Genomic DNA, 25253 nt, shown 5'->3' with positions numbered 1-25253 from the left:
GATGGGCTTGACGGGCCGATGGAGACAGCAGACGGAAGGGCGATGAACGTTATGGACGATCACCCCCTGGCGCGTGCGGCGGCGCGCGCCACGCGGGCAATCCATGACCGGATCGCGCACGATCTGGGCGTCGCTATCGTCAGTGGCCGATATCAGCCCGGGGAAATGCTGCCGGGCGAGGAACGCTACAGCGCCGAGCAAGGCGTGTCGCGCACGGCCTATCGGGAAGCGGTGCGGGTCCTGTCGGCCAAGGGGCTGGTCTATAGTCGCACCAAGAGCGGCACCCGCATCAACGAGCGGTCGCGCTGGAACATGCTGGACCTGGACGTGCTGGCCTGGATGTTCGAAGCCGGCCCGACGCCCGAATTCCTCCGCGACATATTCGATCTACGCATGGTGGTGGAGCCTGCGGCGGCGCAATTTGCCGCGCTTCGCCGCGATGTGCAGGACATCTCGAAAATGGGTCATGCGCTGGAGGAGATGCGCCGGTTCGGCCTGAAAACTGCTGAGGGAAGAGCCGCAGATCAAAGTTTCCACCGGCTCGTCCTGTTCGCCGCGCGGAACGAATCGCTCATCACCTTGGCGACATCCGTAACGGCGGTGGTGGCATGGACGACGCGTTTCGCACGCGACGAGCGGCAGGAATCCCGCGATCCCATGCCGGACCATGACGCCGTGTTCGACGCGATCGTCCGTGGAGACGCGGAGGAAGCACGGCTGAAGATGCTGGCGCTCATCCACAATGCCTCTCGCGACGCCGGCATGTTGTGACGGCCCGACAAACTCGTGCCGATCTGTTTCTCATACTAGATTGGCACCTGCCTGAAGCGAGGCCCGGTCCGGTACGAGCTATGGCCGTATTACCGCCCGTCGCATTGCCCGCATTGAAGCCGCGCCCTCCGCAATCCGAGGGAGTCACATCATGCGTCGGGCAAATCCGGTTCAATCTCGATGTCGAGGATCAGACCCGGCTCATCCATGGCCGGGCCAGCGCCGCGATGTCGGAGAGGCAAGCGGCGCGTCTAGCGCGTTCGCCGGTTGCCTCGCGGTCGCGGCGGCGACCGAGATTCTGGCGGACGAGGGTCCCGGCATGCTCCAGGCAGAGCTTCGCCTGGTCCATGGCGCCAAGGGACGAACTGAACAAATCGGGAAAATCCGGCCCTGGTAGCGGAGGAGGGACTTGAACCCCCGACACGCGGATTATGATTCCGCTGCTCTAACCAGCTGAGCTACTCCGCCCCAGGCAGGCCGGGGCACATAGGCGGGGGTATGGCGTCGGTCAAGCGAACATGTGACGGGACAGCGGCTCCCACGGGCCGCCACGATAATGCCAAGCCGCCAGGCCGGCGATCGCGAGCGGCCTGCGGGCGATGTCGGCGGCGAGCCGGGCACGCAGCGTCCGTGCCTCGGCAGGCGCGACCTTGTTCTGAACGGTGACGTGCGGGCGCCAGCCGGCGCGATCCTGGGGCATCAGCATCGCGCCGAACGCTTCGGCGAGATCGGCCCGGATCGCCTCGAGCTCGGGCGATTCAACCCGGAGACCCACACCGCCATCCATGTCGAGCACGCCCGCGATCCAGGCGCGCGGCGCCGGCTGGCCGCGGGTGGCGGCGGCGAGGCGCTGCCTGAGTTCCGGCGCCAGGTCGGGCGCGAGGTGATGGAAGAGCGTGAGATGCGCCGGCACGCGGTTACGCTCCGCCGGATAGTGACGGCGGCGGAAGCCATCCAGCCAGGCGAAATCCTGCGCACCGAAGAGAGCGGTGACGATGATCGGAGCCGGCGCCGTCACGTCCCTCTCGCGCTAAAGGCCGAACGCCTGCTTCGGGATGTGCGTGATCCGGCAAGCGAGGTCCGCCTCCCCGCTGGCGACGACATAATGATCGCCCGCATCGGCGATCCCCGTCGTGAACACGACATTGTCGATATACATCAGCGCCTTGAGCGGCTCCGTGAGCGCCGGCGAGGCTTCGAGCAGCGGCGCATGCTCGGTCGCAACCAGCCGGGCGGGATCGTCCCTGTCCATCAGCGACCAATAGGTGCGGTAGATGCCGACCACGCCGAGCGGCTCGACGCCGTGCCACAGGCTCAGCCAGCCGCGGTCGGTGAGGATGGGCGGCGTGCCTCCGCCGATCCTGGCGGTGGCGACGGTGCCGGAGTGCGGGCGGATGCCGGGCCGGTCGTGGGGCTTCCAGTGCAATGCATCGGGCGAGGTCGCGAGATTGATCGACGGCCCCGCCCGCCACTCGCTGCCCGGCGGATAGGCGAAATAGAGATCGCCGAGCGGCCGCGTCTGCGCCCAGTACCTGCCGTCGACCAACCCTTCGAAGATCAGCATGTCCTTGTTCTGATGATCGAGGACGATGCCCTCCAGCGTCCAGTCGAGCGCGTCGTCGGAGGTGTAGAGGGTGGTCGAATGCCGCTCGGGACTCACCGAGCAGGTGGTCATCAGATAGCGATCGCCGACCCTGCTGATCCGCGCGTCCTCGACGCCATAGCATTGATAGGGCTCGCGCGGGTGGATCGCGCGGTCGTAGTGGATCGCCTCGACCTCTAGCCCGTCCGGCGACAGCTCGACCGGCAGCAGCCAGGAGAGCGAGGTCAGCGCCATCACCTTCCATCCGCCGCCGCGCATCATGAACTTGCGGGGATCACTGGTGTCGACCAGGTCGAGCGGCCAGGCATCGAGCGTATATCGGCCCTCGCTCCACCGGATCGAGTGGATGTTGCCGGCACGGATCGGCTCGCGCAGCGCCTCGGCGATCCGCACCACCATCAGCAGATTGCCGTTGGCGAGCCGCGTCAGGCCGGGGTTGAAGGCGCCGAGCACATAGGTCTCCGCGCCGAGATGGCCAGCGAGCGGCGAACGGGAGAGATCGATGTCGGCCGGAGTGAGGACCAGCCGGTCGACGGGGAAGCTCATGCCTCCTGCAGCCTCGGCACCACCGCCATCTGCATCACCACCGTCCGCCGCGGCTGAGTCAGCATGAAATGGGCGGCAACGGCGATGTCCTCGGCGCGCAGCATCTTGTCCTCGTTGATCAGCTTCGCCTGCTGGTCGGGCGGGATATCGGGGCTCTGCATGTCGGAGCCGGTCATGCCCGGCTCGATCAGCGAGACGCGGATGCCCTTCGCCCCCACCTCCTTGGTCAGGGCCTCCGCGAAACCGGCGATGCCCGCCTTGATGCCGGCATAGACGGTCGAGTTAGGCGATAGCGAATGAGCGGAGGTCGAGCCGATCAGGATGACGTCCCCTTCGGTGATGTGCCGGACCGCGGCGTGGGCGGTCGCATAATAGGCGGCGAAGTCGGTCGCGACGACATAGTCGAGCTCCTCGGCGCTGGTGTCGGCCAGGCCGTCGGCGGCGATGGCGGCGTTGATCACCGCGATGTCGAGCCCGCCCAGCCATTTCACCGCTTCGTCGACATAGCGCGCGGGCGCCCCGCGCTCGGCCAGGTCGATGGCGACGCCGTCGCCCTCCCCCACCTCGTCGATGCGCGTCAGAGCGTCCTGGAGAGCCTCTTCGTCGCGCCCGCAGATGTGGACGCGCGCGCCCTCCGAGGCGAGCAGCACCGCGATGGCACGGCCGATGCCCTTGCTCCCGCCGGTGACGAGCGCGCGCTTGCCCTTGAGGCTGGTGACCGCGGTATGCGCATCGGACAGGCTGGTCATTGGGGAGCTCCTCGCAATACCCCGCAACGACGGTTCAGGCGGCGACCGGTTCCGCGGAAATCTTGTCGAGCAGCCGATCGATCGCCGCCGACACCTCCGGCTCGTCGAGCGTGGGGGCATGGCCGCAGTCGGGCACCGTCACCAGCTCCGCGCGCTGGCCGAGGCGCAGGATCATCGCGTCCGCCGTCCTGGCGCTCAATATGTCCGACGTCTCGCCGCGCACCAGCAGCACCGGCCGCCCGGCGAGCGCATCGAGCGTGCGCCACATGTCGGGCCCCGCCTCGTTGCCTGGCACGCGGAAGGGCTCGGCGATCTTCATGTCATAGTCGAGCACGATGCGCCCCGCCGAGTTGAGCCGGAACAGCCGCTTCGCCATCGCCAGCCAATCCTCGATGTCGAAGCGCGGGTGGACGTCGGCATTCGCCTCGGCCAGCGCGCGGGCGGCATGCATCCAGGTCGGGTGCCACGCCGCCTTGCCGACATAGCCGCGGATGCGCGCGAGGCCGGCGGGGTCGAGCTCCGGCCCCACGTCATTGAGCAGCACCCCGGCGATGCGCTGGCGCTCGGCGCTGGCGAGCAGCATCGTCACGATGCCGCCGAGCGAGGTGCCGAACGCCACGAACCGCTCGATCGATAGGTGCTCGAGCAGCGCCTCCACGTCCTGGAGATAGGTGAGCGGGACATAGCTCATCGGGTCGGCGGCATAGCCGCTCTCGCCGCGACCGCGGAAATCGACCGCGATCACCCGCCAATCGCCGGACAGCCGCTCGGCGACGTTCGCGTAATCGCGCGCGTTGCGGGTCAGCCCTGCGAAGCACAGGATCGGCGGCCGTCCGTTCACCGCGTTGGCATGGCCGTAATCGCGGTAATGCAGCCGCACCCCGTCCTTCGACCACCAATAGCCGTCCTGGTATCCGTCGAGGTTGCGCCGATCCGCCATCCTTCCCCATATCGCCGCATGACCGCCCTCCCGCAACCGGAAGCGACGATCCTCGAGCTCGGGGACGAATTTTACGACCGCGTCGTGCCGGCGCGCTTTCCCGAGACGGTCCTGCGCTTCCGCAACGACCGCGCCGCGGCGGAGGTCGGGCTCGATTCGCTCACCGACGCGCAGTGGATCGCCCATTTCGGCCGGTTCGAGCCGATCCCCGGCAGCCTGACCGAACCGCTGGCGCTGCGCTATCACGGGCATCAGTTCCGCGTGTACAACCCCGATATCGGCGACGGGCGGGGCTTCACCTTCGCGCAGCTCAGCGATTCGGCGGGACGGCTGATGGACCTCGGCACCAAGGGATCGGGGCAGACGCCGTGGAGCCGCTTCGGCGACGGCCGGCTGACGCTCAAGGGCGGCGTGCGCGAGATCCTGGCGACCGAGATGCTGCAGGCCCTTGGCGTCGAAACCTCGCGCAGCTTCTCGCTGATCGAGACCGGCGAGGCGCTGACCCGGGGCGACGAGCCCTCCCCTACCCGCTCCTCGGTGCTGGTGCGGCTCAGCCACGGCCATATCCGCATCGGCACCTTCCAGCGGCTCGCCTATTTCCGCGATGCCGACGCCATGCGGCGGCTGGTCGACTATGTGCTGGTCCACCTCCACGGCGAGTCGCCCGGCGATCCGGTGCGCATGCTCGACAATGTCGTCGGCCGCACCGCGCGGCTGGCGGCGAGCTACATGGCGGCGGGATTCGTCCACGGGGTGCTCAACTCCGACAACATCAACGTCACCGGCGAGAGCTTCGACTACGGCCCGTGGCGGTTCGCGCCGACCTGGGACCCCGGCTTCACCGCCGCCTATTTCGACCATGCCGGCCTTTACGCCTTCGGCCGGCAGCCGGGGGCGATCCACTGGGACGCGATGCAGCTGGCCGTGGCGCTGCGCACGATCGCGGAGGCCGAGCCGATGATCGCCGTGCTGGAGACCTTCCCGGAGCGCTACCAGGCGGAGGTGACGCGGGCGCTGCTGTGGCGGCTGGGCGTCGAGCCGCGCGACTCCGGCGACGATCATGCGCTGGTCGAGGCCATCGAACGGGGCCTTCGCGCGTCCGGCATGGGCATCGATACCTTCTTCCACCGCAGCTTCGGCGGAACGCTGCCCGCCGACACCGCCTTCGACGCGGCGCGCGCCGCCATCGCCGGCTATCGGCCGCGCAAAGCCCGCACCCCCTATTGGGACGGCGAGCCCTGCTCGATGCTGATCGACGAGGTCGAGACGATCTGGTCCGCGATCGACCAGCGCGACGACTGGGCGCCGCTCCATGCCAAGATCGCCGAGGTCAGGCGGCTGGGGAAGGCACTTGCCTAGGCTCCTCCCCGGCACGGGGAGGGGACCAGCCGAAGGCTGGTGGAGGGGGCCCTCCCCCAAACGGTGTCGTCAATGGCGGACCCCCTCCACCACCGCCTTCGGCGGCGGTCCCCCTCCCCGTGCCGGGGAGGAATGAGCTGCCCCTTGGCATCGCTTCCGAATCCCGGCAGGAGGCGATGATGGCCGGCCAAGAGATCGTCTCCACCGAACCCGCAACCGGCGCCGTGTTGTGGCGGCGCGGACCCAGCGACGTCGATGCCGAAGTGGAGCGCGCCCGCGCGAGCTGGGCCGAATGGGCGGCGCGCCCCCATGCCTATCGCGTCGAGACGCTGCGCCGCTTCGCCAATGTCGTGCGGAGCAAGACAGATGCCTTCGCCGACCTGATCGCGCGCGAGACCGGCAAGCCGCTATGGGAAGCGCGCACCGAGGTCGAGACCGTGATCAACAAGGTCGACATCTCGATCAACGCCTATTCCGAGCGCACCGGCCAGCGCCGCAGCGAGGGCGCGATGGGCGCCCGCACCGCGCTCCGCCACAAGCCGCACGGGGTGCTGGCGGTGCTCGGGCCGTATAACTTCCCGGCGCACCTGCCCAACGGCCACATCGTCCCGGCGCTGCTCGCGGGCAATGCGGTGGTGTTCAAGCCCTCGGAGAAGACGCCGGCCACCGGCGAGTTCCTGGTCGAATGCTACCACGCGGCCGGCGTGCCCGACGGCTGCGTGCGGCTGGTGATCGGCGGGCCGGACGAGGGCAAGGCGCTCGCGGCGCACGACGGCATCGACGGGCTGCTCTTCACCGGGTCGGCGCGGACCGGCCTCGCGCTCAACCGCGCCTTCGCCGACAAGCCGGAGAAGATCCTGGCGCTGGAGATGGGCGGCAACAACCCGATCGTGGTGTGGGATACGCCCGACCTCTATTCGGCCGCGGTGCTGGTGGTGCAATCGGCCTTCACCACCGCCGGCCAGCGCTGCACCGCCGCGCGCCGGCTGATCGTCGACGAGAAGCTGTACGAGCCGCTGCTCGCCGAGGTCACCAAGCTCGCCAACCGCCTGATCATCGGCGATCCGCACGCCGACCCGCAGCCCTTCATGGGTCCGGTGATCGACAACGACACCGCCGACATGCTGACCGAAAGCTTCCTCGCGCTCTCGGCGATGGGCGGACGACCGCTGCGTTACATGGAGCGGCCGATCGAGGGGCGCCCCTTCCTCACCCCCGGCATCGTCGACATGACCGAGGCGAAGGAGCGGCCCGACGTCGAGCTGTTCGGCCCGGTCCTCCAGGTGATCCGCGCGACCGACTTCGACGAGGCGATCGCCGAGGCGAACGCCACCCGCTACGGCCTCTCGGCGTCGCTGATCAGCCAGGACCCGGCGCTCTACGACCGTTTCTGGGCCAATATCCGCGCTGGCATCGTCAACTGGAACAAGCCGACCAACGGCGCCAGCTCGGCCGCGCCGTTCGGCGGCATCGGCTGGTCGGGCAATCACCGCCCCAGCGCCTATTACGCCGCCGACTATTGCGCCTATCCCGTGGCGTCGAACGAGGCCGATCAGGCCCGCGCCGCGATCGGCATCGGCCTCAGGGACGCGTAAGATGGATCGACATTCGGCCTTTTGCCCTCTCCCCTTGATAGGGGAGAGGGTTACCGCAGCTTGGCGCTTTAGCGCCTAGCGGAGGTTGGGAGAGGGGTAGATCGGCGCGAAGCGCCGAGCGCCTGCTCCGCAGCCGCCCACCCCTCTCCCAGCTCCGACTAAGCGCCTGCTCCGCAGCCGCTAAGTCTACGCAACCCTCTCCCCTCCTTGAGGAGGGGAGAGGGCAGAGGCTGAATGTCGATCGGCCCTAGCGCAAAAGCTCGGCTAGGCTGGCCTCAAGCATCCCTGCGTTGCCGCCGACGCCGCTCCGGCCCATCTGGCCGCCATGGCGACGCTACTCGACCCCAACGCGCGCGGGCGCGTGATCCTCGTCGGTGCCGGCCCCGGCGATCCGGGGCTGCTCACCATCCGTGCCGTCCAGGCGCTGCGCCAGGCCGACGTCGTCGTGCACGACGGCCTCATCGACCTGCGCGTGCTCGACATGGCGCCGCCCCACGCGCACCGCATCTCGGTCGCCAAGCGCCGCGCCCGGCATACGCTGCCGCAGGAATCGATCAACGCGCTGATCATCGCGCATGTGAAGGCCGGCGCGATCGTCGTCCGCCTCAAGGGCGGCGACCCCTTCATCTTCGGCCGCGGCGGCGAGGAAGTGGAGGCGGTGCGCGCCGCCGGCCTGCCCGTCGAGGTGGTCCCCGGCGTCTCGGCGGCGCTCGGCTGCGCGGCGGAGGCGATGCTGCCGCTCACCCATCGCGACTGGTCGAGCGCGGTCAGCTTCGTCGCCGGCCAGTGCAAGGGGCTCAAGGACCAGGACTGGTCGGGCCTCGCCGGCAAGGGCCGCACGCTCGTCATCTACATGGGCGTCGCGACCTGCCCCGACATCGCCGACAAGCTGATCGCCGACGGCGTCGCCCCGGACATGCCGGTGGCGGTGATCGAGAAGGGTACGCTCGACGGGCACCGTGCGATGCGGACGCTGCTCGCGGACCTCGGCGCGATGGTCGAGCGCGAGAAGGTGCAGAGTCCCGCGATCATCGTCGTCGGCGAGGTGGTGATGCTTGCCGACGCCGAGGACAAGATGGCCGCCTGGGCCAAGGCCGCGGAGGCGCTTGCGTGAAGATCCTGACCGGAAACGACCTGCGCACCGGCGCGGTGATCTGGTGGACCGGCGAAGGCTGGTCGCTCCATGTCGAGGACGCCGTCGACGTCGGCGAGCACGGCGAGGCGATCCTGACCGAGGAGACGGGCGCGCGCCGCGTCAACGGCGGCGTGATCATCGACGCCACGATGACGCCCGAGGGTCCCCGCCCCGCGCACATCAAGGACCGCATCCGCGCGCTCGGCCCCACCGTTCGCCCCGACCTCACGCTCAAGCCGGCCGATCCCAATGCCGGCAGCTGGGTGATCTGACATGTACCGCTACGACCAATACGACCAGGCGATCGTCGACGCGCGCGTCGAGGAATTTCGCGACCAGACCGCTCGCCGCATCGCCGGCGCGATGAACGACGACCAGTTCAAGCCGCTCCGGCTCAAGAACGGCCTCTACCTCCAGCTCCACGCCTATATGCTGCGCGTCGCCATCCCCTATGGGACGCTCGATTCGCGCCAGATGCGCAAGCTCGCGCACATCGCGCGCCGCTACGACCGCGGCTACGGCCATTTCACAACCCGCCAGAACATCCAGTACAACTGGATCAAGCTGGAGGAAGCGCCCGACATCCTCGCCGAGCTTGCCACCGTCGAGATGCACGCGATCCAGACCTCGGGCGAGAGCATCCGCAACATCTCGGCCGACCAGTACGCCGGCGCCGCCGCGGACGAGATCTGCGATCCGCGCCCCTGGGCCGAGCTGCTGCGCCAGGCGAGCACCTTCCATCCCGAGTTCAGCTACCTGCCGCGCAAGTTCAAGATCGCGGTGATCGCCGCCGGGGAGGACCGCGCGGCGCTGCGCTGGCACGACTTCGCGCTGCGCATCGTCCGGAACGAGGCGGGCGAGCAGGGCTTCGAGGTGTTCGCGGGCGGCGGCATGGGCCGTACCCCGATCATCGCCTATCGCATCCGCGAGTTCCTGCCCGCGGGCGAGATCTTCTCCTATCTCCAGGCGGTGCTGCGCGTGTGGAACCGCCATGCGCGCCGCGACAATATCCACAAGCAGCGTATGAAGATCCTCGTACATGACCTTGGCGAGGAAGAGTTCCGTCGCCAGGTCGAGGAGGAGTTCCAGCACTTCCTGACGCTCGGCACTGACTTCCCCCAGGCCGAATACGACCGCATCGCCGCCTATTTCGCGCCGCCGCCGTTCGAGACCGGCCTGCCCGACGAGATCGACCGCTCCGATCCCGAGTTCGCGCTCTGGGCTGATCGCCAGACCCTCCGCCACAAGGCGCCGGGCTATGCCATCGTCAACATCAGCCTGAAGCCGATCGGCGGCATCCCCGGCGACATCTCCGCCGAGCAGATGGAGGTCGTCGCCGACCTCGCCGAACGCTACAGCTTCGACGAGCTGCGCGCGACGCACGCGCAGAACCTGGTGCTGCCGCACGTCCGCAAGGCCGATCTCCATGCCGTCTGGCAGGCGCTCGACGCGGCGGGGCTGGCAAGCGTCAACCTCGACCTGGTGACGGACATCATCGCCTGCCCCGGGCTCGACTATTGCAGCCTCGCCAACGCCCGCTCGATCCCGGTCGCACAGAAGATCGCGCAGCGTTTCGCCGACATGGACCGGCAGCTCGAACTGGGCGAGCTCAAGATCAAGATCTCGGGCTGCATCAACGCCTGCGGCCATCACCACGCCGGCCACATCGGCATCCTCGGCGTCGACCGTAAGGGCACGGAGAACTACCAGCTCCTGCTCGGCGGTTCCGGCGCGGAGGATACCTCGCAGGCCAAGATCACCGGTCCCGGCTTCGACGAGGACGGGGTGGTGGACGCCGTGGAGAAGGCGACGGACGTCTACCTACGCGAGCGAACTGAGGGTGAGCGCTTCATCGACACCTACCGCCGCATCGGGCTCGAGCCATTCAAGGAGGCGATCTATGGTTGAGAACAACCTGCGCTTCCGCGACGACGAGCCGCACGACGAGCCGGCGGTCTCGATCGACGCCTTCCTCGGCCAGTCCAACGCCACCGCCGTCCGCATCGAGGCCGGCGAGGACGCGCGGCTGCTGATCCCGCATCTCGAGCGGCTCGCGCTGGTCGAGATCGACTTCCCGCGCTTCCGCGACGGGCGCGGCTACAGCTCGGCGCGAATCCTGCGCGAAGCCGGCTACAAGGGCGAGATCCGCGCGTCCGGGGACGTGCTGGTCGACCAGATGCTGTTCATGCGCCGCTGCGGCTTCGACAGCTTCGCGCCCGACGCGCAGATCGACCCGGAGGTGCTCGACGCCGCGCTCAACCGCTACGACTATGTCTATCAGCACGCCGCGGACGACGCGGTGCCGGTGTGGAAGCTCCGTCATGGCTGAGGCTGCACGCAAGCTCGACCGCATCGATCTGGCGCCGCGCTGGACCGCGGCGGACGCGCTCAGGCTCAACAACCTGTTCCGCGGCACCGACACGCCGACGATGCTTCGCACCCTGCTCGCCGAGCACATGCTGGGCGAGGTCGCGCTGGTTTCCTCCTTCGGCGCCGAATCGGCGGTGCTGCTGCACCTCGTCGCCAGCGTCGACCCGACGGTGCCGGTGCTGTTCCTCGACACCGGCAAGCATTTCCCCGAAACGCTTGCCTATCGCGACCGGCTCGCCGAGCGCCTGGGCCTGACCGACCTGCGCATCATCACGCCCGACCCCGCCGAGCTTGCCGCGCGGGACGAGGCGGGCCTGCGCTGGTCCTACGACCCCGACGGCTGCTGCGAGCTGCGCAAGGTCAAGCCGCTGGAGAAGGCGCTCGTCGGCGTCGACGCCAGCATCACCGGCCGCAAGGCGTTCCAGGCGAGCACCCGCGCCGCCCTTCCCCGCTTCGAGCTGGACGGCGATCGGCTGAAGGTGAACCCGCTGGCGAGCTGGTCGAAGGCCGACATCGATGCCTATTTCGCCGAGCATGACCTTCCCCGCCACCCGCTGGAGGCCGAAGGCTATGCCTCGATCGGCTGCGCCCCGTGCACCAGCAAGGTGAAGCCGGGCGAAGACCCGCGCGCCGGCCGCTGGCGGGGATGGGAAAAGACCGAGTGCGGCATCCACACCGCGGTCGAGGACGGCGACCCGGATCAGCCGAGCTTCTGATCCCAAGAAACCTCCCCGAGCTTGCTCGGGGAGGAATTTGTCGGGCTCAATCCATCGGCGCGTAGTTTTCACCCGCATAGTCGCTGAAGCGGGTGATGTTCGGCTCGAACTTCAGGATCACCTTGCCCGTCGCGCCGTGGCGCTGCTTGGCGATGATCAGCTCGGCGAGGCCGAACACCCGCTCCATGTCGAGCGCCCATTTGGCGTGGTCGTCGAACACCTTGGGATCGTCGCCATCCCTTGGCCGCTTAGGCTCGCGCCCGGCGACGTAATAGTCCTCGCGATAGACGAACCATACCATGTCGGCGTCCTGCTCGATTGATCCCGACTCGCGCAGGTCCGAGAGCTGCGGCCTTTTGTCCTCGCGCTGCTCGACCGCGCGGCTGAGCTGGGAGAGCGCCAGCACCGGCACGTTCAGATCCTTCGCCAGCGTCTTGAGGCCGCGCGAAATCTCCGAGATCTCCTGCACGCGATTGTCGTTCGACCCGCGGCCGCTGCCGGACAGCAGCTGGAGATAATCGACCACCACCAGCCCGATCTCGTTGTTCTGCCGCCGCTGCAGCCGCCGCACGCGCGTATGCAGGCCGCTGATCGACAGGCCGGCGGTGTCGTCGATGAACAGCGGCAGGTTCTCCAGGTCCGCCGCGGCATCGGCGAGCTGGTGGAACTCGGCCTTGCTGATCTTGCCCATGCGCAGCGCCTCGGAGCTGATCCGCGCCTGCTCCGACAGGATACGCGTCGCCAGCTGGTCGGCCGACATTTCCAGGCTGAAGAAGGCGACCTTGGCGCCGGTCGAGCGCTCGGGCGGGATGCCGATGCGCATGTCGTCCATCCAGCGCCGCGCTGTGTTGAAGGCGATATTGGTGGCGAGCGAGGTCTTACCCATGCCGGGACGGCCGGCGAGGATCATCAGGTCCGAATGGTGCAGGCCGCCGGTACGCGCGTTGATCGAATCGAAGCCGGTGGTGACACCGGAGAGGCCGCCGCCCGCGTTCAGCGCCTTCTCGGCCATCTTGACCGCCTGGGTCGTCGCCTGGGCAAAGGTCTTGACCGCGCCGTCGGCGTTGCCCTCACTCGCGACGTTGAACAGCGCCGCCTCCGCCGCCTCGATCTGTGCGCGCGGATTGACCTCCTCGCTGGTGTCCATCGCCCGGTCGACCAGCTCGCGCCCGACCGTCACCAGCGCGCGCAGCATGGCGAGGTCGTAGATCTGCTGCGCGAACTGCCGCGCGCCGATCAGCCCCGCACCGCTGCCGGTCAGCTTGGCGAGATAGGCGGGGCCGCCGAGCTCGCGCATCGCCTCGTCGCCCTCGAACAGCGGGCGCAGCGTCACCGGCGTGGCGAGCTGGTCGGTCGAGCGCAGCCGCCGGATCGCCTCGAAGATGCGGCCGTGGAGCGGCTCGTGGAAATGCTGCGGCTCCAGCCGGTCGACGATGTCGTCCGCCAGCCGGTTGTCGATCATCATCGCGCCGAGCAGCGCCGCCTCGGCCTCCACATTCTGCGGAAGCTGCTGCGCCGCGGGCGCGGCGGCGTCATTGGCGTGAAGAAGCGTGGCCATCGAGCCCTCATCTCACCAATGGCCGCCGTCCTCAACCGCTGATGGGCTGTGGAACACGGGGAAAGCGCCGTGCTGAGCCCGTCGAACGCTACCCGGTCCCCGCCGGATCAGGGCACCGGTGCGGAGCCGGTGACCTGGATTGCCTTCTGGAGTCGGATGTCGTCCGAAGCGCTGCCGATCAGCAATCGATACGCACCGCCTCGCGCGATCCAGCGATGCGTCGCCGTATCCCATCCCGCGAAAGCACGCGGATCGAGCGTCAGCTCCACTGCCCGGCTCTGGCCCGGCGCCAGCGCGACCTTGGCGAAGGTCCGGAGCTGCTTGACCGGCTCATTCTCCGCCCGCGTCGCCGGAGCGACATAGAGCTGAACGACCTCTTTGCCCGTGACCTTGCCGATGTTGCGGAGCGTGACCCTCACCTTCACCGGCGCACCGGGCTTTACCGTCGCGGGCGCGGTCAGCCCCGAGTAGGCGAAGCTCGTATAGGAGAGGCCGTGGCCAAAGGCGAACAGCGGCTTCACCCCGCGCGCCTCATAGCCGCGATAGCCGACCAGCAGGCCCTCGGCATATTGGCTCTTGGCGCTTTTCAGGTCGACCGTATCGTCGCTGCTCCCGGCCGGAAAGGTCACCGGCAGCTTGCCCGAGGGATTGACCTTGCCGGTCAGCACGTCGGCGAGCGCGGCCGCCCCGCCCTGCCCTGGCAGGAACATGTCGACCACCGCCGGAACCCGGTCGATCCAGGGCATCGTCATCGCCGCGCCGGCGTTGATCACCACCGCCGTGTTCGGATTGGCGGCCGCGACCGCCTCGACCAGCCGGTCCTGCTCGCCCGGCAGGTCGATCGTCGACCGGTCATAGCCTTCGCCCTCGGTCAGCGACGAGGACCCGACGATCACCACCGCCGCGTCGGCGCGCTTTGCCGCCGCCACCGCCGCGTCGAAGCTCGGCCGCGGCGTGCGCACGCCGAACGCGAGCAGCTCATAGGGTGTGCGTCCCGTCGCATAGTCGAGCCGCACCGGATAGGATTTCCCCGCCTCCAGCTCGACCGTCACCGTCCGCCGCGGCACCGGGAAGCCGATCACGTCGCGGTTGTCGGGGGTGCTAGGCGTCGCCTTGTCGAGGATGGTCCTGCCGTCCAGCATCAGCGTGGCCGATCCGGTCCCGCGCACGCTGAACTCATAGGGTCCGGTCTCGGGCGGCCAGAACAGCCCCTCCCAACGGAGCGCCGAGTAGCCGACCGCCTGCGGACCGGCGACATTGCCGCTGATCCGCTTGCTGAAATCGGTCGCGAGCTCGCTGCGCGTGGGCGCGCCGGCGAAGTCGTTGGCGGCGAAATAGCTGGCCCTGAGCCCCGTCTCCTTGCGGTCCGCAGCCGGGCTGAACAGCTTGGGATCGGCGGCCGGCGGCGCCTCGTCGCTGTCGACGCCCTTCTCATAGGCCACTTCGACGCCGGGCAGCGCCGCCCTGATCGCCTCGAGCGGCGTCTGCAGCCTGGCGAAAGGCACCACCGCCGAGCTGCCACCGCCCTGGATGCGTGCGACCGCGGCATTGGGCCCGATCACCGCCAGCCTCCTGATGCCAGGCTTCAGCGGCAGCACGCCCGCGTTCTTGAGCAGCACGATCGCCTCGTCGGCGGCCGTTCGCGCCACCGCCTCGTGCCGCGCGCCGCCGATTTCTCCCCTGGCCGGGCCGCCGTCGAGGATGCCGCTCCGCACGATCGCCCGCACCACACGCCGCACGTTGTCGTCGAGCTGGGCCGGGCTGACCTCGCCTGCCTTGACCGCCGTGATCAGCTTGTCGCCGAAATGCTTGGGAGGTCCGGGCATCTCGATGTCGAGTCCCGCATTCGCCGCCGGCACGGTCGAGTGCGTGGCACCCCAGTCGGACACCACGAATCCCTTGAACCCCCACTCCTTCTTGAGCAGCTCGGTCAGCAGCCAGCGGTTCTCGCCGGCATAGGTGCCGTTCACCTTGTTGTACGACGCCATCACCGACCAGGGATCGGCCGCCTTCACCACCGTCTCGAACGCGGGCAGGTAGATCTCGCGCAGCGTGCGCTCGTCGACCACCGAGTCGACGACGAACCGGTTGGTCTCCTGGTTATTGGCGGCGAAATGCTTGACCGAGACGCCGATGCCCTGCGCCTGCACCCCCTCGACATAGCCGAGCGCCAGCCTGCCCGCGAGCAGCGGGTCCTCCGAATAGGTCTCGAAATTGCGCCCCCAGCGCGGCGTGCGGACGATGTTGACCGTCGGCGCGAGCAGCAGCGATGCGCCATAGCCCCGCGCCTCCTCCGCGATCGCACCGCCGACCGCGCGGGTGACTTCCGGATTCCAGGTCGCGGCCAGCGAGACCGCGGTCGGGAACACCGTCGCCGGCTTCCCCTCCGGCGAGCGCACGCCGGTCGGCCCGTCGGTCATGCGGAACTCGGGGATGCCGAGCCGCGGGACCGCGTGCAGCGTCATCCCCGAGGCGCCGGCGAGCAGCGACACCTTCTCCTCGAGCGTCAGCCGTGCGACCAGGTCGTCGACACGCTTCTCGACCGGCGCGGCCTTGTCGCGATAGACCTCCGACTGCGCCGCCGCCGGCCCGCTGCCGAGCGCAAGCGTCAACGCGGCGACGGCGATGCCGCCCAGCTCCCAGGATGACCTCATCTTACTTGATCGCGGCGAGGTCGGCGTCGACCTTGGCCAGCAGCTCGTCGGTGAGCTTGCCGTCCGAATAGGCCTGGAGCTGCCGGAGGCTCATCCCCTTGAACATCTCGTACTCCGGCCGCGCAGTGAGGCCCGGCAGGTCCTTCTCCAGCACGACCTTCGCCGCCGGGTCGGCCGCGAGCTCCTGGATCGGCGTCTGGGTCGAAAACTTCGCGGCGGGCGCCGGCGCGGCCGCCTCCGGAGCCGCCGCGGGTGCCGGCGCAGTCTGCGCGGCAAGCGGAGCGGCGGCGGCGAACAAGACGGTCGCAATCACGGTCTTCATGGCATTCATCCTTCTTTGGAGGTGTCGCTTTCGAGCTCGGCGATCATCGCCTCGCGGATCAGATATTTCTGGATCTTGCCGGTCACCGTCGTCGGAAAGGCGTCGACGAAGCGGATGTGGCGCGGAATCTTGTAGTGGGCGATGCGGCCACGGCAGAAGCTGCGGATGTCTTCGGCATCGCCCGTGGCGCCGGGACGCAGCCGGATCCAGGCGCACAGCTCCTCGCCCATCCGCTCGTCGGGTACGCCGACCACGGTCACATCCTCGACCGCAGGGTGGCCGTAGAGATACTCCTCGATCTCGCGCGGGTAGATGTTCTCGCCGCCGCGGATAACCATGTCCTTGAGGCGGCCGACGATCGTGCCGTAGCCCTCTGCGTCGATCACGGCGAGGTCGCCCGAGTGCATCCAGCCCCCCGCGTCGATCACCTCCGCGGTCTTCGCGGGCTCGTCCCAATAACCGAGCATCACCGAATAGCCGCGGGTGCACAGCTCCCCCGGCGTTCCGGTCGGCACCACCTCGCCGCCCTCGTCGACGATCTTGCATTCGAGATGCGGCTGCACCCGCCCGATCGACCCGACGCGGCGCTCGACGGGATCGTCGATCGCGGTCTGGAAGCTGACAGGGCTGGTCTCCGTCATGCCATAGGCGATGGTGATGTCGCATATGTTGAGTCGCTCGATCACCTGCCGCATCAGCGGCTCAGGACAGATCGCGCCGGCCATGACGCCGGTGCGCAGCGAGCTGAGGTCGAAACGATCGAACTCCGGATGCGCCAACATGCCGATGAACATTGTCGGCACCCCGTAAAGCGCGGTGCAACGCTCCGCCGTGACCGCCCGCAACGCCGCATCGGGATCGAAGCCGGCGCTCGGATAGACCATCCTCGCGCCATGGGTGATGCTGGCGAGATTGCCCATCACCATCCCGAAGCAATGGTAGAGCGGCACCGGGATGCAGATGCGGTCCTCGGGCGTCAGCGCCTGAGCGCGACCGACGAAATAGCCATTGTTGAGGATGTTGCGATGGCTGAGCGTCGCGCCCTTGGGCAGGCCGGTGGTGCCGCTGGTGAACTGGACGTTGGCGGCATCGGTGCTCCGCAGCGTCTCGCCGAGCGTGCCCAGCCATTCGCGGTCAGCGGGACGGGCCGAGGCTGTCACCTCGTCGAATGCCCGCCATCCCGCGGGCGGCGTGCCGCCGATCTGGATCGCATGGCGCAACGTCGGCAGCCGCTCGCTGGGCAGCGGCCCCGGCGCCATCTCAAGCAGCATCGCGGCATAGTCGCTGGTCCTGAACCGCTCGGCCAGTACCAGCGCCGACAGGCTGACCTTGTTGATCGCGAACTCGGCTTCGGTGACGCGATAGGCGGGATTGATCGTCACCAGGATGAGACCGGCGCGCGCAGCGGCGAACTGGGTGATCGTCCATTCGACGCAATTGGGCGCCCAGATGCCGATCCGGTCGCCCGGCTCCAGCCCCAGCGCCAGCAGCCCGGCGGCGAAATCGTCGGCGCGGGCGAGCAGCTCGGCAAAGCTCAGTCGTACTCCCTGCTCGACCGAGACTAGCGCCTCGCGTTCCCCCCAGCGCTCGGCGGCGAGCGCCAGCGCCGTGCCGATCGTATGCTCGATCAGCGGCGGCTCCGACGCGCCCCGCACCCGGCTGAGGGCGAGCGGGCTCACGATTTCGGCGCCACGCAGGCGAAGCTGGCCGCCTCGTCGGTCGAGCCGCTGCCGGTCCATTTCGCGACCTTGGGATAGGCGCACAGCGGGCGCGTGCGGGTCGGCTTGGCCGGCAGGCCGAGATAGGCGAACAGGTCGTTGTCGTACTTGGTCGCGACCATCGTCTCGGGCGCGGCGCCCCCCTGCCGCCACGTGTCGAGCGTGGTGAGCGCATCGAAGATGCTCGCACCCGGCCCACCCAGGCAATGCGACATGCCCGGCACCATGAACAGCCGCACCGACTGCGCCGCGCCCGGCGTCTTCTGCAGCGCCGCCTGGTAATATTGGATCGTGTTCTCGGGCGGGATCGCGGCGTCGTTCCAGCCGTGGTAGAGGATCAGCTTGCCGCCGCGCCGGATGAAGGGCGTCAGGTCCGGATTGTCGCTGTCGAGGATCGGCGCCATCCGCGCCTTCGCCGCGGCATAATCGCGCGTGAGGTCGAACCGCACCGGCTGCCAGTTCGGGTCCGAATAGACCATGTAGCGGAAGAATTCGGTGGCGAAGACGCCGTGCTGTGCCTTGGGCCCCGTCAACCACACATCCCAAGTGCCGGGGAAGGCCTCCGCGCCGGGCATCATGCCGGGGAAGAACGGCTTGCCCTTGGCGTCGACCGCGCCCCGATAGAGCGCCTTCGCCGCCGCGACCTGCGGCGCGGTCAGGCAGTCGGTGGCGTCACCCGCCTTGCATTGGAGCACCGCCGGGTCGAAGCCGCAGCTTCGCGGATCGTCGATCACCTCGTCCTTGACGCCGTCGGCCGCATCGCATTTCGCGAGCGCGGCACTCTGCAACAGCTTGAGCTTGGCGGCGGGAATGGCGGATTCCGGTCTGGCGAACACAGCGCGATCATTGGCCATGAAGCCGGCCATCATCCGCGTCCAGGCATTGGCCGGCGCGCCCGCGATGATCGCGTCATAGTCCTCCGGATAGCGCTGCGCCTCCATCAGCGCCTCCCGCCCACCGTCGGAGCAGCCCTGGAAATAGGCGGCCTGGAGTCCGCGGGGATAGAAGGCCGCGATCACCGCCTTGGCGAAGTTCGCGGTGAGGTGGTTGGCGCGGTGCCCGAAGTCGGTGATCCGCTCGGGCTCGTTCAGCGCCCATTTGCCGTCGGTGTCGCCGGTACCGACGTGCCCCAGGTCGGTGCCCGCCGTCGCATAGCCCTTGCCCAGCGCCCCATGCATCGTCAGCGAGGACAGGGTGAGGCTGCCGCCGAAGCCACCGTTGCCGGCGCCGACCATCTTGCCGTTCCAGCTCGCCGCCTCGGGCAGCCACACCTCGACCCGGATGTTCGACCGCGCCACCGGCGTCAGCACCGCCTGGACGCGGCAGAAGCTCGCCTGCGCGGGCAGGCCGGGCTTGCCCGCCTCGGTCACGACGGGCGCACCCTTCGTCACCATCGCGGCGCTCTCGATCCGGCCGTTGGCGATCGGCATGCCCGCGAGCGCGGCGCAGTCCGCCGCCTTGAAGCCGGCCTGCGCCGGCGCGGCGGTCTCGGTGCCGATCATGCCCGGGACGAGCGCCGCCGTACCCAGCAGCAGCGGAGGAACGATCCTGATCATTTGCCGAGCAATCCCTTGGCTTGCAGCCATTGCTGCGTCCGTTCGGTCCAGGCGTCGGACGCCTTCCCTTTCTTCGCGATGCCGAAGCCGTGGCCACCCTCGGGATAGGTGACGAGCGTCGCGTCGGCGCCCGCATCGGTCCATGCCTTCGCGACGCGCCCTGCGTCCTCGCCGGCCAGCTTGTCGTCCGCCGCCACGATCGCGAGCAATGGCGGCGCCTTGGGCGGCACGGCGATGCTGTCGCCGACCAGGCCCGGATAGACGGCGACCACGAAATCCGGCCGGCTCTGCGGCTGGTCGGCGAGCGTCGTCCACATCGTCACCGCCCCGCCCGCGGAGAAGCCCATCATCCCCAGCCGCCCGGGCTTGATCCCGTAGCTGGCGGCGTTGGCGCGGACATAGGCCATCGCCGCCTCGCCGTCGGCGGTGTCGAGCGGCTTCAGCGGCGCGACTGTCGCCTTGAGCTGATCGATGTCGCCGAGTAGCTTGATCAGCGAACCCGGGAACTCGCTGCCGGTCGGCACCAGCCGGTAGCGCAGCACGAAGGCGGTGATGCCGAGGCCATTGAGCCACTTCGCGACGCCGATCCCCTCATTGTCGATCGACAGCATGTGGAAGCCGCCGCCCGGCGCGATCACCACGCCGGTGCCGTTGGCGACCGCCGGATCGGCCGGGAACACGCTGAGCGACGGCTCGCTGACGTTGCGGGTGATCGTGCCGAAGAACAGCGATCCGTCGGTGGTCTCCGGCTTCGCGGGGCCGATCGTGCCGGCCGGCCCGGCCGGCGACAGCCTGATCCGCTCGCCCTCGCTCGCGCTGGCGTTGGCGCAGCCGATCAGCAGCGCCAGCGCCGGGAACGCCGCCATCCATTTCCGCATCACTTCGCGCCTCCTTGCTTGGCTGCATCGCGTACCCTCTCGATCGCGGCGATCGGCGGCTCGGTGGCGGGGACCGTCTCCGCCTTGTCGTTGCCGATCGAGAGCTTGACCGGCGCCGCACCGGCAAAGCGCGGCCAGCCGGGATCACCCGTCTTCGCGAAACGCACCCAGCGATCCGCCAGCGCCTTGGCGACGGCCTGATCCGCCGCGCTCACCGGCGCACCGATCTTGTCGAGATTGTCGAATTGATAGGGCACGTCGGTCGCGTGCGAGGCGCCGAGATCGGGCTTGCGCTTGGCCTCGGCGACATAGCCGAAGCGGTAGAGCCAGGCCGGCGCCACCTTCGCGTGCCGCCGCGCCAGCGCCAGCGCCGGCTCGGTGAAGGTGACGTCGCTGGCGATGTTCCGGTCATAGGCTGCCTGCGAGCCATAGGCGGCGCGCACCGCCTCTGCGCCCGCGCCCAGCTCCGCGGTGGTCTTGGCATTGAAGCCGGCCAGGAACGGCGCCGGGATGAAGCCGAGCTCGTCGCTGTTCGACCCGACGACATAGGGGATGCGCGCCTGCCTGCCCGCGGCGAACAGCACGTCGGTATCGCCCGTCACGATGCGTCCGTCGGTGATCGGCCCGGAGTAGCGCGCCTCGTCCGAGTTGATGAAGTTGATCTTGCCGAGCACCGTCTCGGCCGGGATCGCCCGCAGCGCGGTGAGATCATCGCCCGCGACGCCCGCGTCCTTGGCGAAGGTCACACCCTTCGCCTCCGCCTCGGCGAGGCTCGGCCAGCTGTTGCGCCCTCCCCCGGACGAGACGATCGCTTTGGCGAACAGTCCCCTGGCGGCGGTGGACGTCATCAGCCGATTGACCGACTCCCCGCCGGCGGATTCGCCGAAGATGGTGACGTTGCCCGGATCGCCGCCGAACGCCGCGATGTTGCGCTTCACCCATTGCAGCGCGGCGATCTGGTCCATCAGCCCCCAGTTGCCGGTCGGCGCTGCCCCGCTCTCCTTCGTCAGCGCCGGATGCGCGAAGAAGCCGAAACGGCCGAGCCGGTAGTTGAAGGTCACCACCACCACGCCGCGCGCCGCGAGCCGGCTGCCGTCGAGGATCGCCGCCCCGCCGCTGCCGTTGGTGAAGCCGCCGCCGTGGATCCACACCATCACCGGCAACTTCGCGCCCGCCTGCGGCTTGGGGGTCCAGACGTTGAGGAACAGGCAGTTCTCGCTCTGGGGCTGATCGGTGTTGGCGACGTCGCCCGGCAGCCGCACCTGGAAGCAGTCGTTGCCGAGTGCGGTCGCCTCGCGGAGCCCCTGCCACGGCGCGGCGGGCTCGGGCGCATGCCAGCGCAGCGGACCGATCGGCACGGCGGCATAGGGAATCCCCTTGAAGCTCGCGATACCTTCCACCTCGGCGCCGCGCAGCGCTCCGCTGTCGATCGTCACCACCGGCGACGCTGCCATCAGCAGCATCGCCAGCGCCGGCATCATCGCCTTCATCGCGCTCCTCCCGTGGTGAACTCGAACGTGCCGGCGCCGGTCCGATAGACGACCGCGCCTTTCTCTTCCCGCACCCGCGCCGCCCCCGCCGGCACGCCGGTGATTGCGCCGAAGCCGGTCGGCACCCACACCTCGCCCGCGCTGTTCATCGGGATGGTCGCGGTCAGCGTCAGCCGGCCATCCGCGATCTTCCACGCCGATCTGGCCTCGCCCTGCGGCGTCGTCATCGTCGCCGAAGCCCAGGCGAGCCCCGCCGGGATCGCCGGCCGCACTTGCACGGTGCGATAGCCCGGCGCGCCCGGCCTCAATCCCGCGAGCCGCTGCCGCAGCCAGTCGGCGATCGAGCCGAAATAATGATGGTCGCGCGAGCGCGAGCCGAGGCTCCAGCTCTCGAACATCGTCTTGTGCCCGTTGGCGAGCCAATAGCCCCAGCTAGGCTCCTCGGTACGGGTGGCGAGCCTGTAGGCGAGGTCGGCATGGCCATGGTCGCTGAGCAGGTCGAGCAGGTAGCGGGTGCCGTACACCCCGGTCTTCAGCCCCTGCGCGGCGACATCGGCGGCGATCGCGTCGGCGACCGACTGCTCGCGTCCCGCCGGCGCCATGCCGAAAGCGAGCGGAAGCACGTTCTGGATCTGGGTCGGCTTGCCGGCCGCGCCCTTGTCGTCGACGGTGCGGTACCAGCCGTTCGCGTCGTCCCAATAGCGCTTGTTGTAGGCGGCCCGGATCGCTTCGGCGAGCGCGCCATAGCGCTCGGCGTCGGCAGCCTTGCCGATCACCTGCGACGATTGCGCGAGCAGCTTCGCCTCCAGGAAGAAATAGGCACTGGTCACCGCGTCGATCCCGCCGCCGCGCGCGTTCATGAAGTCGAGCGATCCCGGTGCGCTCCATTCGCTCAGCGATATCTTCGGCCCGCGATAGTCGGGCGCGGCAAACTTGGTCGCGGTGTAGTCGACCAGCCGCCGCTGCACCTCGTGCATCCGCTCCAGCACGCGGGTGTCGCCGTAGGTCTGGTAGAGCTCCCACGGCAGGACCATCGCCGCCACGTCCCACGGCGTCGTCGGTCCCCACACCAGGTTCCACCCCGGCGTGTTCTCATAGCCGTAGTAGGGCGTCGCCGGCACGATCTCCGGCAGCTCGCCGCTCGGCGCCTGCGCGTCGGGGAAGTCGGCGAGCCACTTGCTCCACACCCGCGCCACGTCGAGGCTCCGTACCGCCGCGCCGGCCGAAGCCTGCGCGTCGCCGGTCCAGCCGTTCTTCTCATAGGTCGGCGTGTCGGTCTGGAAGCCGTGCATGTTGTTGAGGATGGTCCGGATCGCCGCCTGGTCGATCTCGCCGAGCAGCGGGTTGGCGCTGGCGAAGCTGCCGGTCCGGGCCACAACGGAATGCGCGACCTTGCCGGTCAGCGTCGCCAGCGTCGGCGTGCCGGGAAAGCCCTCGAGCTGCACGTAGCGGAAACCGTGGTAGCCGAAGCTCGGCTCCCACCGCTCGCGCCCCTTGCCGGCGAGCGTGTAGCGATCGGTCTGGAGCTGCGCGTCGATCAGGCCCGAGGCGGGCAGGATCAGCCCGTCGTCGCCGATCCGCTCGCTCGCCGCCATCGAGACCGTACGCCCGCCGGGCCCGGTCACGTCGAGCGCGACCCAGCCGGCGAAGATGCGGCCGAAGTCGTAGACCCAGACGCCGGGCTTCACCTGCTTGAGCGAGACGGGAGCGACGGTCTCGACCGGAGCGATCGGCTCCAGGTTGGCCGCGCGGAGGATGCCCTTCGGTCCCTCGACCAGCGACGCCGCCGCCCAGCGTCGATCCGAGAAGCCGGGCCTGTCCCATCCCGCAGGAAGCAGCCGCGCATCATAGCGCTCGCCGCGGTGGATCGAATCCGCCAGCGTCGGGCCCGAGATCGTCTTCCAGCTCCCGTCAGTCGCGATGGTCTGCCGCGACCCGTCGGCGAAGGTCACCTCGAGCTGCGCCTTGACCGCCGGCTCGCCATGCCACGGCGCCTGCTGGAAATACCATTCGTTGGGATCGGTAAGCCCGTACCAGCCCCGCCCGAGCTCGGCGCCGATCACATTGGCCCCGGCGCGCAGCCGATCCGTCACGTCATAGGTATAATAGAGCACCCGCTTGTCATAGGCGGTGAAGCCTCCGCCCATCGCACTCGCGCCCACGACGCCGCCGTTGAGATGCAGCTTCGGCCAACCCGCTCCGGCGACATAGAGCCGCGCGCTGGCGATCCCCTTCGCCGGCAGGGTGAAGGCACGGCGCAGCAGTGGCGCCGGGGATTCGATCGGCAGCACGATGTCGACATTCGGCAGCCCGCTCGACACCACTAGCCCTTCGGCCTCGACGCGGCCGCCGGTGAAGGCGTTGTCGTTCGCCTCGAATCGCGTCGCGAAGGCCGGGCTCCCGCTGCCGGCGACGCGCACGCGATGGATCACCGCCGCCCGCGGCTCCTTCGCCGCGAAGCCGACGGTGCCGTGCGCCTGCGCGCCGTCGGTGAGGGTATCGACCGTCTTCCCGTCGATCGCGGTGGTGATCGTCCGGCCCCTCGCGGTGATCGTCACCCGATGCCGCACGCCCTTCAGCATCACGCCGGCCAGCGGCACGCGCTTGAGCTCGGCCACCTTCACCGCCGAGCTCGCCCCGCCCGGATAGCGCCGCACCCGCTCGATCAGGACCGGCCCGTCCTTCTCCTCGGCGAGCGTCCAGACATAGGCCTCGCCATAGGTCTTGCCGACCGGCCGCGCGCGGAAGATGAGGTCGAGCGACGCCCCCGTCATGGTCAGCTCGCTCTCGAACGTCAGGTCCGCCCAGTCATGGTCGGTCCGCTTCGGTCCGGCGATCCAGCGGGCAGACCAGTCGGCGGGCCTCAGCAGCCCCATCTCCCACCAGCCGGGCCTGCTCCATCCGCTCTGGCGCCCATCCCCGTCCCAGGTCGCGACCTGCCACCAATAGCGCGTGCGCGAGGCGAGCGGCGGTCCGGCATAGGCGACCTGCGCGTTGGCATCGGACGCGACCCTGCCGCTGTCCCACACCAGTTTCTCCTGCGCCAGCGCTTCCGGGCTGGCGGCGACGCGGATGCGATAGGCGGCCTGTCGCGCCGTCGGCACCCGCCATGCCAGCCGCGGCGCCGGCTCGTCGATGCCGAGCGGCTCGGCGGCATATTCGACCTTGAGCGCGGAGGGCGCATCCGCCTCGGCCGCCGCGCCGGGCACCAGCCCGGCCGCGCCCACCAGCAGGACGAGGCGGCCGATATGCGAGCCACCTCTTCCCGTCCCCGTTGTCGGCCGATACGGCAA

At 69.2% G+C, this 25253-nt stretch carries 20 protein-coding genes and 1 tRNA gene; 8 read left to right on the top strand and 13 right to left on the bottom strand.

The features are described 5' to 3' along the window. Positions 1-42 precede the first annotated feature (42 nt). Entirely contained in the window at positions 43-771 is a 729-nt protein-coding gene (locus tag AC2YHA_RS02625; RefSeq protein ID WP_487400267.1) for a FadR/GntR family transcriptional regulator, read from the top strand. A 391-nt stretch (positions 772-1162) separates the two neighbouring features. Here the strand turns inward: AC2YHA_RS02625 and AC2YHA_RS02620 are convergent. From AC2YHA_RS02620 to AC2YHA_RS02600, 5 genes are all read right to left on the bottom strand, one after another. Further along, positions 1163-1239: transfer RNA gene (locus AC2YHA_RS02620), tRNA-Met, on the bottom strand. A gap of 40 nt (positions 1240-1279) precedes the next feature. Further along, entirely contained in the window at positions 1280-1789 is a 510-nt protein-coding gene (locus AC2YHA_RS02615; RefSeq protein ID WP_487400266.1) for a 2'-5' RNA ligase family protein, read from the bottom strand. Between the two features lie 12 nt (positions 1790-1801). Beyond that, positions 1802-2920 carry a glycoside hydrolase family 130 protein gene (locus tag AC2YHA_RS02610; protein ID WP_487400265.1) on the bottom strand — a complete coding sequence of 373 codons (1119 nt, stop codon included), beginning with the start codon at positions 2918-2920 and terminating at the stop codon, positions 1802-1804. Continuing rightward, on the bottom strand, positions 2917-3669 hold the full coding sequence (locus AC2YHA_RS02605; RefSeq protein WP_487400264.1) for an SDR family oxidoreductase: 753 nt from the start codon (positions 3667-3669) through the stop codon (positions 2917-2919). Before AC2YHA_RS02605 ends, AC2YHA_RS02610 begins: the two co-directional genes overlap by 4 nt. Positions 3670-3703: 34 nt before the next feature. Beyond that, entirely contained in the window at positions 3704-4609 is a 906-nt protein-coding gene (locus tag AC2YHA_RS02600) for an alpha/beta fold hydrolase (protein WP_487400263.1), read from the bottom strand. An 18-nt stretch (positions 4610-4627) separates the two neighbouring features. Between AC2YHA_RS02600 and AC2YHA_RS02595 the strand changes: the two genes are divergently transcribed. From AC2YHA_RS02595 to AC2YHA_RS02565, 7 genes are all read left to right on the top strand, one after another. Further along, positions 4628-5968, top strand: coding sequence for a protein adenylyltransferase SelO family protein (locus AC2YHA_RS02595; protein ID WP_487400262.1), 1341 nt, complete (start codon positions 4628-4630; stop codon positions 5966-5968). A gap of 179 nt (positions 5969-6147) precedes the next feature. Then, positions 6148-7563, top strand: a complete 1416-nt coding sequence (gene astD, locus AC2YHA_RS02590) for a succinylglutamate-semialdehyde dehydrogenase (RefSeq protein ID WP_487400261.1) — start codon at positions 6148-6150, stop codon at positions 7561-7563. Positions 7564-7888: 325 nt separating this feature from the next. Then, complete coding sequence (gene cobA / locus AC2YHA_RS02585) at positions 7889-8677, top strand: uroporphyrinogen-III C-methyltransferase (RefSeq protein ID WP_487400260.1); 789 nt, start codon at positions 7889-7891, stop codon at positions 8675-8677. Continuing rightward, positions 8674-8970 (top strand): DUF2849 domain-containing protein, encoded by a 297-nt coding sequence (locus AC2YHA_RS02580; RefSeq protein WP_233783019.1) that lies wholly within the window; start codon positions 8674-8676, stop codon positions 8968-8970. The genes cobA and AC2YHA_RS02580 overlap by 4 nt, the downstream gene beginning before the upstream one ends. A 1-nt stretch (position 8971) precedes the next feature. Beyond that, positions 8972-10606, top strand: a complete 1635-nt coding sequence (locus AC2YHA_RS02575) for a nitrite/sulfite reductase (protein WP_487400259.1) — start codon at positions 8972-8974, stop codon at positions 10604-10606. After that, positions 10599-11027 carry a DUF934 domain-containing protein gene (locus tag AC2YHA_RS02570; RefSeq protein WP_487400258.1) on the top strand — a complete coding sequence of 143 codons (429 nt, stop codon included), beginning with the start codon at positions 10599-10601 and terminating at the stop codon, positions 11025-11027. The genes AC2YHA_RS02575 and AC2YHA_RS02570 overlap by 8 nt, the downstream gene beginning before the upstream one ends. Further along, a complete protein-coding gene (locus AC2YHA_RS02565; RefSeq protein WP_487400257.1) occupies positions 11020-11784 on the top strand; it encodes a phosphoadenylyl-sulfate reductase in 765 nt (254 codons plus the stop codon). Before AC2YHA_RS02570 ends, AC2YHA_RS02565 begins: the two co-directional genes overlap by 8 nt. 46 nt (positions 11785-11830) lie before the next feature. On the opposite strand, the gene AC2YHA_RS02560 is transcribed toward AC2YHA_RS02565, so the two are convergent. The 8 genes from AC2YHA_RS02560 to AC2YHA_RS02525 form a co-directional block, all read right to left on the bottom strand. Further along, a complete protein-coding gene (locus tag AC2YHA_RS02560; protein ID WP_487400256.1) occupies positions 11831-13342 on the bottom strand; it encodes a replicative DNA helicase in 1512 nt (503 codons plus the stop codon). 107 nt (positions 13343-13449) lie between these two features. Further along, entirely contained in the window at positions 13450-15996 is a 2547-nt protein-coding gene (locus AC2YHA_RS02555) for a glycoside hydrolase family 3 C-terminal domain-containing protein (protein ID WP_487400255.1), read from the bottom strand. Position 15997: 1 nt separating this feature from the next. Next, the gene (locus tag AC2YHA_RS02550) at positions 15998-16318 is read right to left on the bottom strand and encodes a hypothetical protein (protein WP_487400254.1); all 321 of its coding nucleotides are present in this window, start codon (positions 16316-16318) and stop codon (positions 15998-16000) included. A 5-nt stretch (positions 16319-16323) separates the two neighbouring features. Then, positions 16324-18000 (bottom strand): AMP-binding protein, encoded by a 1677-nt coding sequence (locus AC2YHA_RS02545; protein WP_487401687.1) that lies wholly within the window; start codon positions 17998-18000, stop codon positions 16324-16326. After that, entirely contained in the window at positions 17994-19592 is a 1599-nt protein-coding gene (locus AC2YHA_RS02540; protein ID WP_487400253.1) for a tannase/feruloyl esterase family alpha/beta hydrolase, read from the bottom strand. The genes AC2YHA_RS02545 and AC2YHA_RS02540 overlap by 7 nt, the downstream gene beginning before the upstream one ends. Beyond that, entirely contained in the window at positions 19589-20470 is an 882-nt protein-coding gene (locus AC2YHA_RS02535; RefSeq protein ID WP_487401686.1) for an alpha/beta hydrolase, read from the bottom strand. Before AC2YHA_RS02535 ends, AC2YHA_RS02540 begins: the two co-directional genes overlap by 4 nt. Continuing rightward, entirely contained in the window at positions 20470-21960 is a 1491-nt protein-coding gene (locus AC2YHA_RS02530) for a carboxylesterase/lipase family protein (protein ID WP_487400252.1), read from the bottom strand. Before AC2YHA_RS02530 ends, AC2YHA_RS02535 begins: the two co-directional genes overlap by 1 nt. Further along, complete coding sequence (locus AC2YHA_RS02525; protein WP_487400251.1) at positions 21957-25253, bottom strand: family 78 glycoside hydrolase catalytic domain; 3297 nt, start codon at positions 25251-25253, stop codon at positions 21957-21959. The genes AC2YHA_RS02530 and AC2YHA_RS02525 overlap by 4 nt, the downstream gene beginning before the upstream one ends.

The sequence above is a fragment of the Sphingomonas sp. SRI_018 genome (assembly GCF_057586275.1).
The sequence above is the reverse complement of the archived record's forward strand: the minus strand, read 5'-3'. Positions and strand labels throughout refer to the sequence as shown.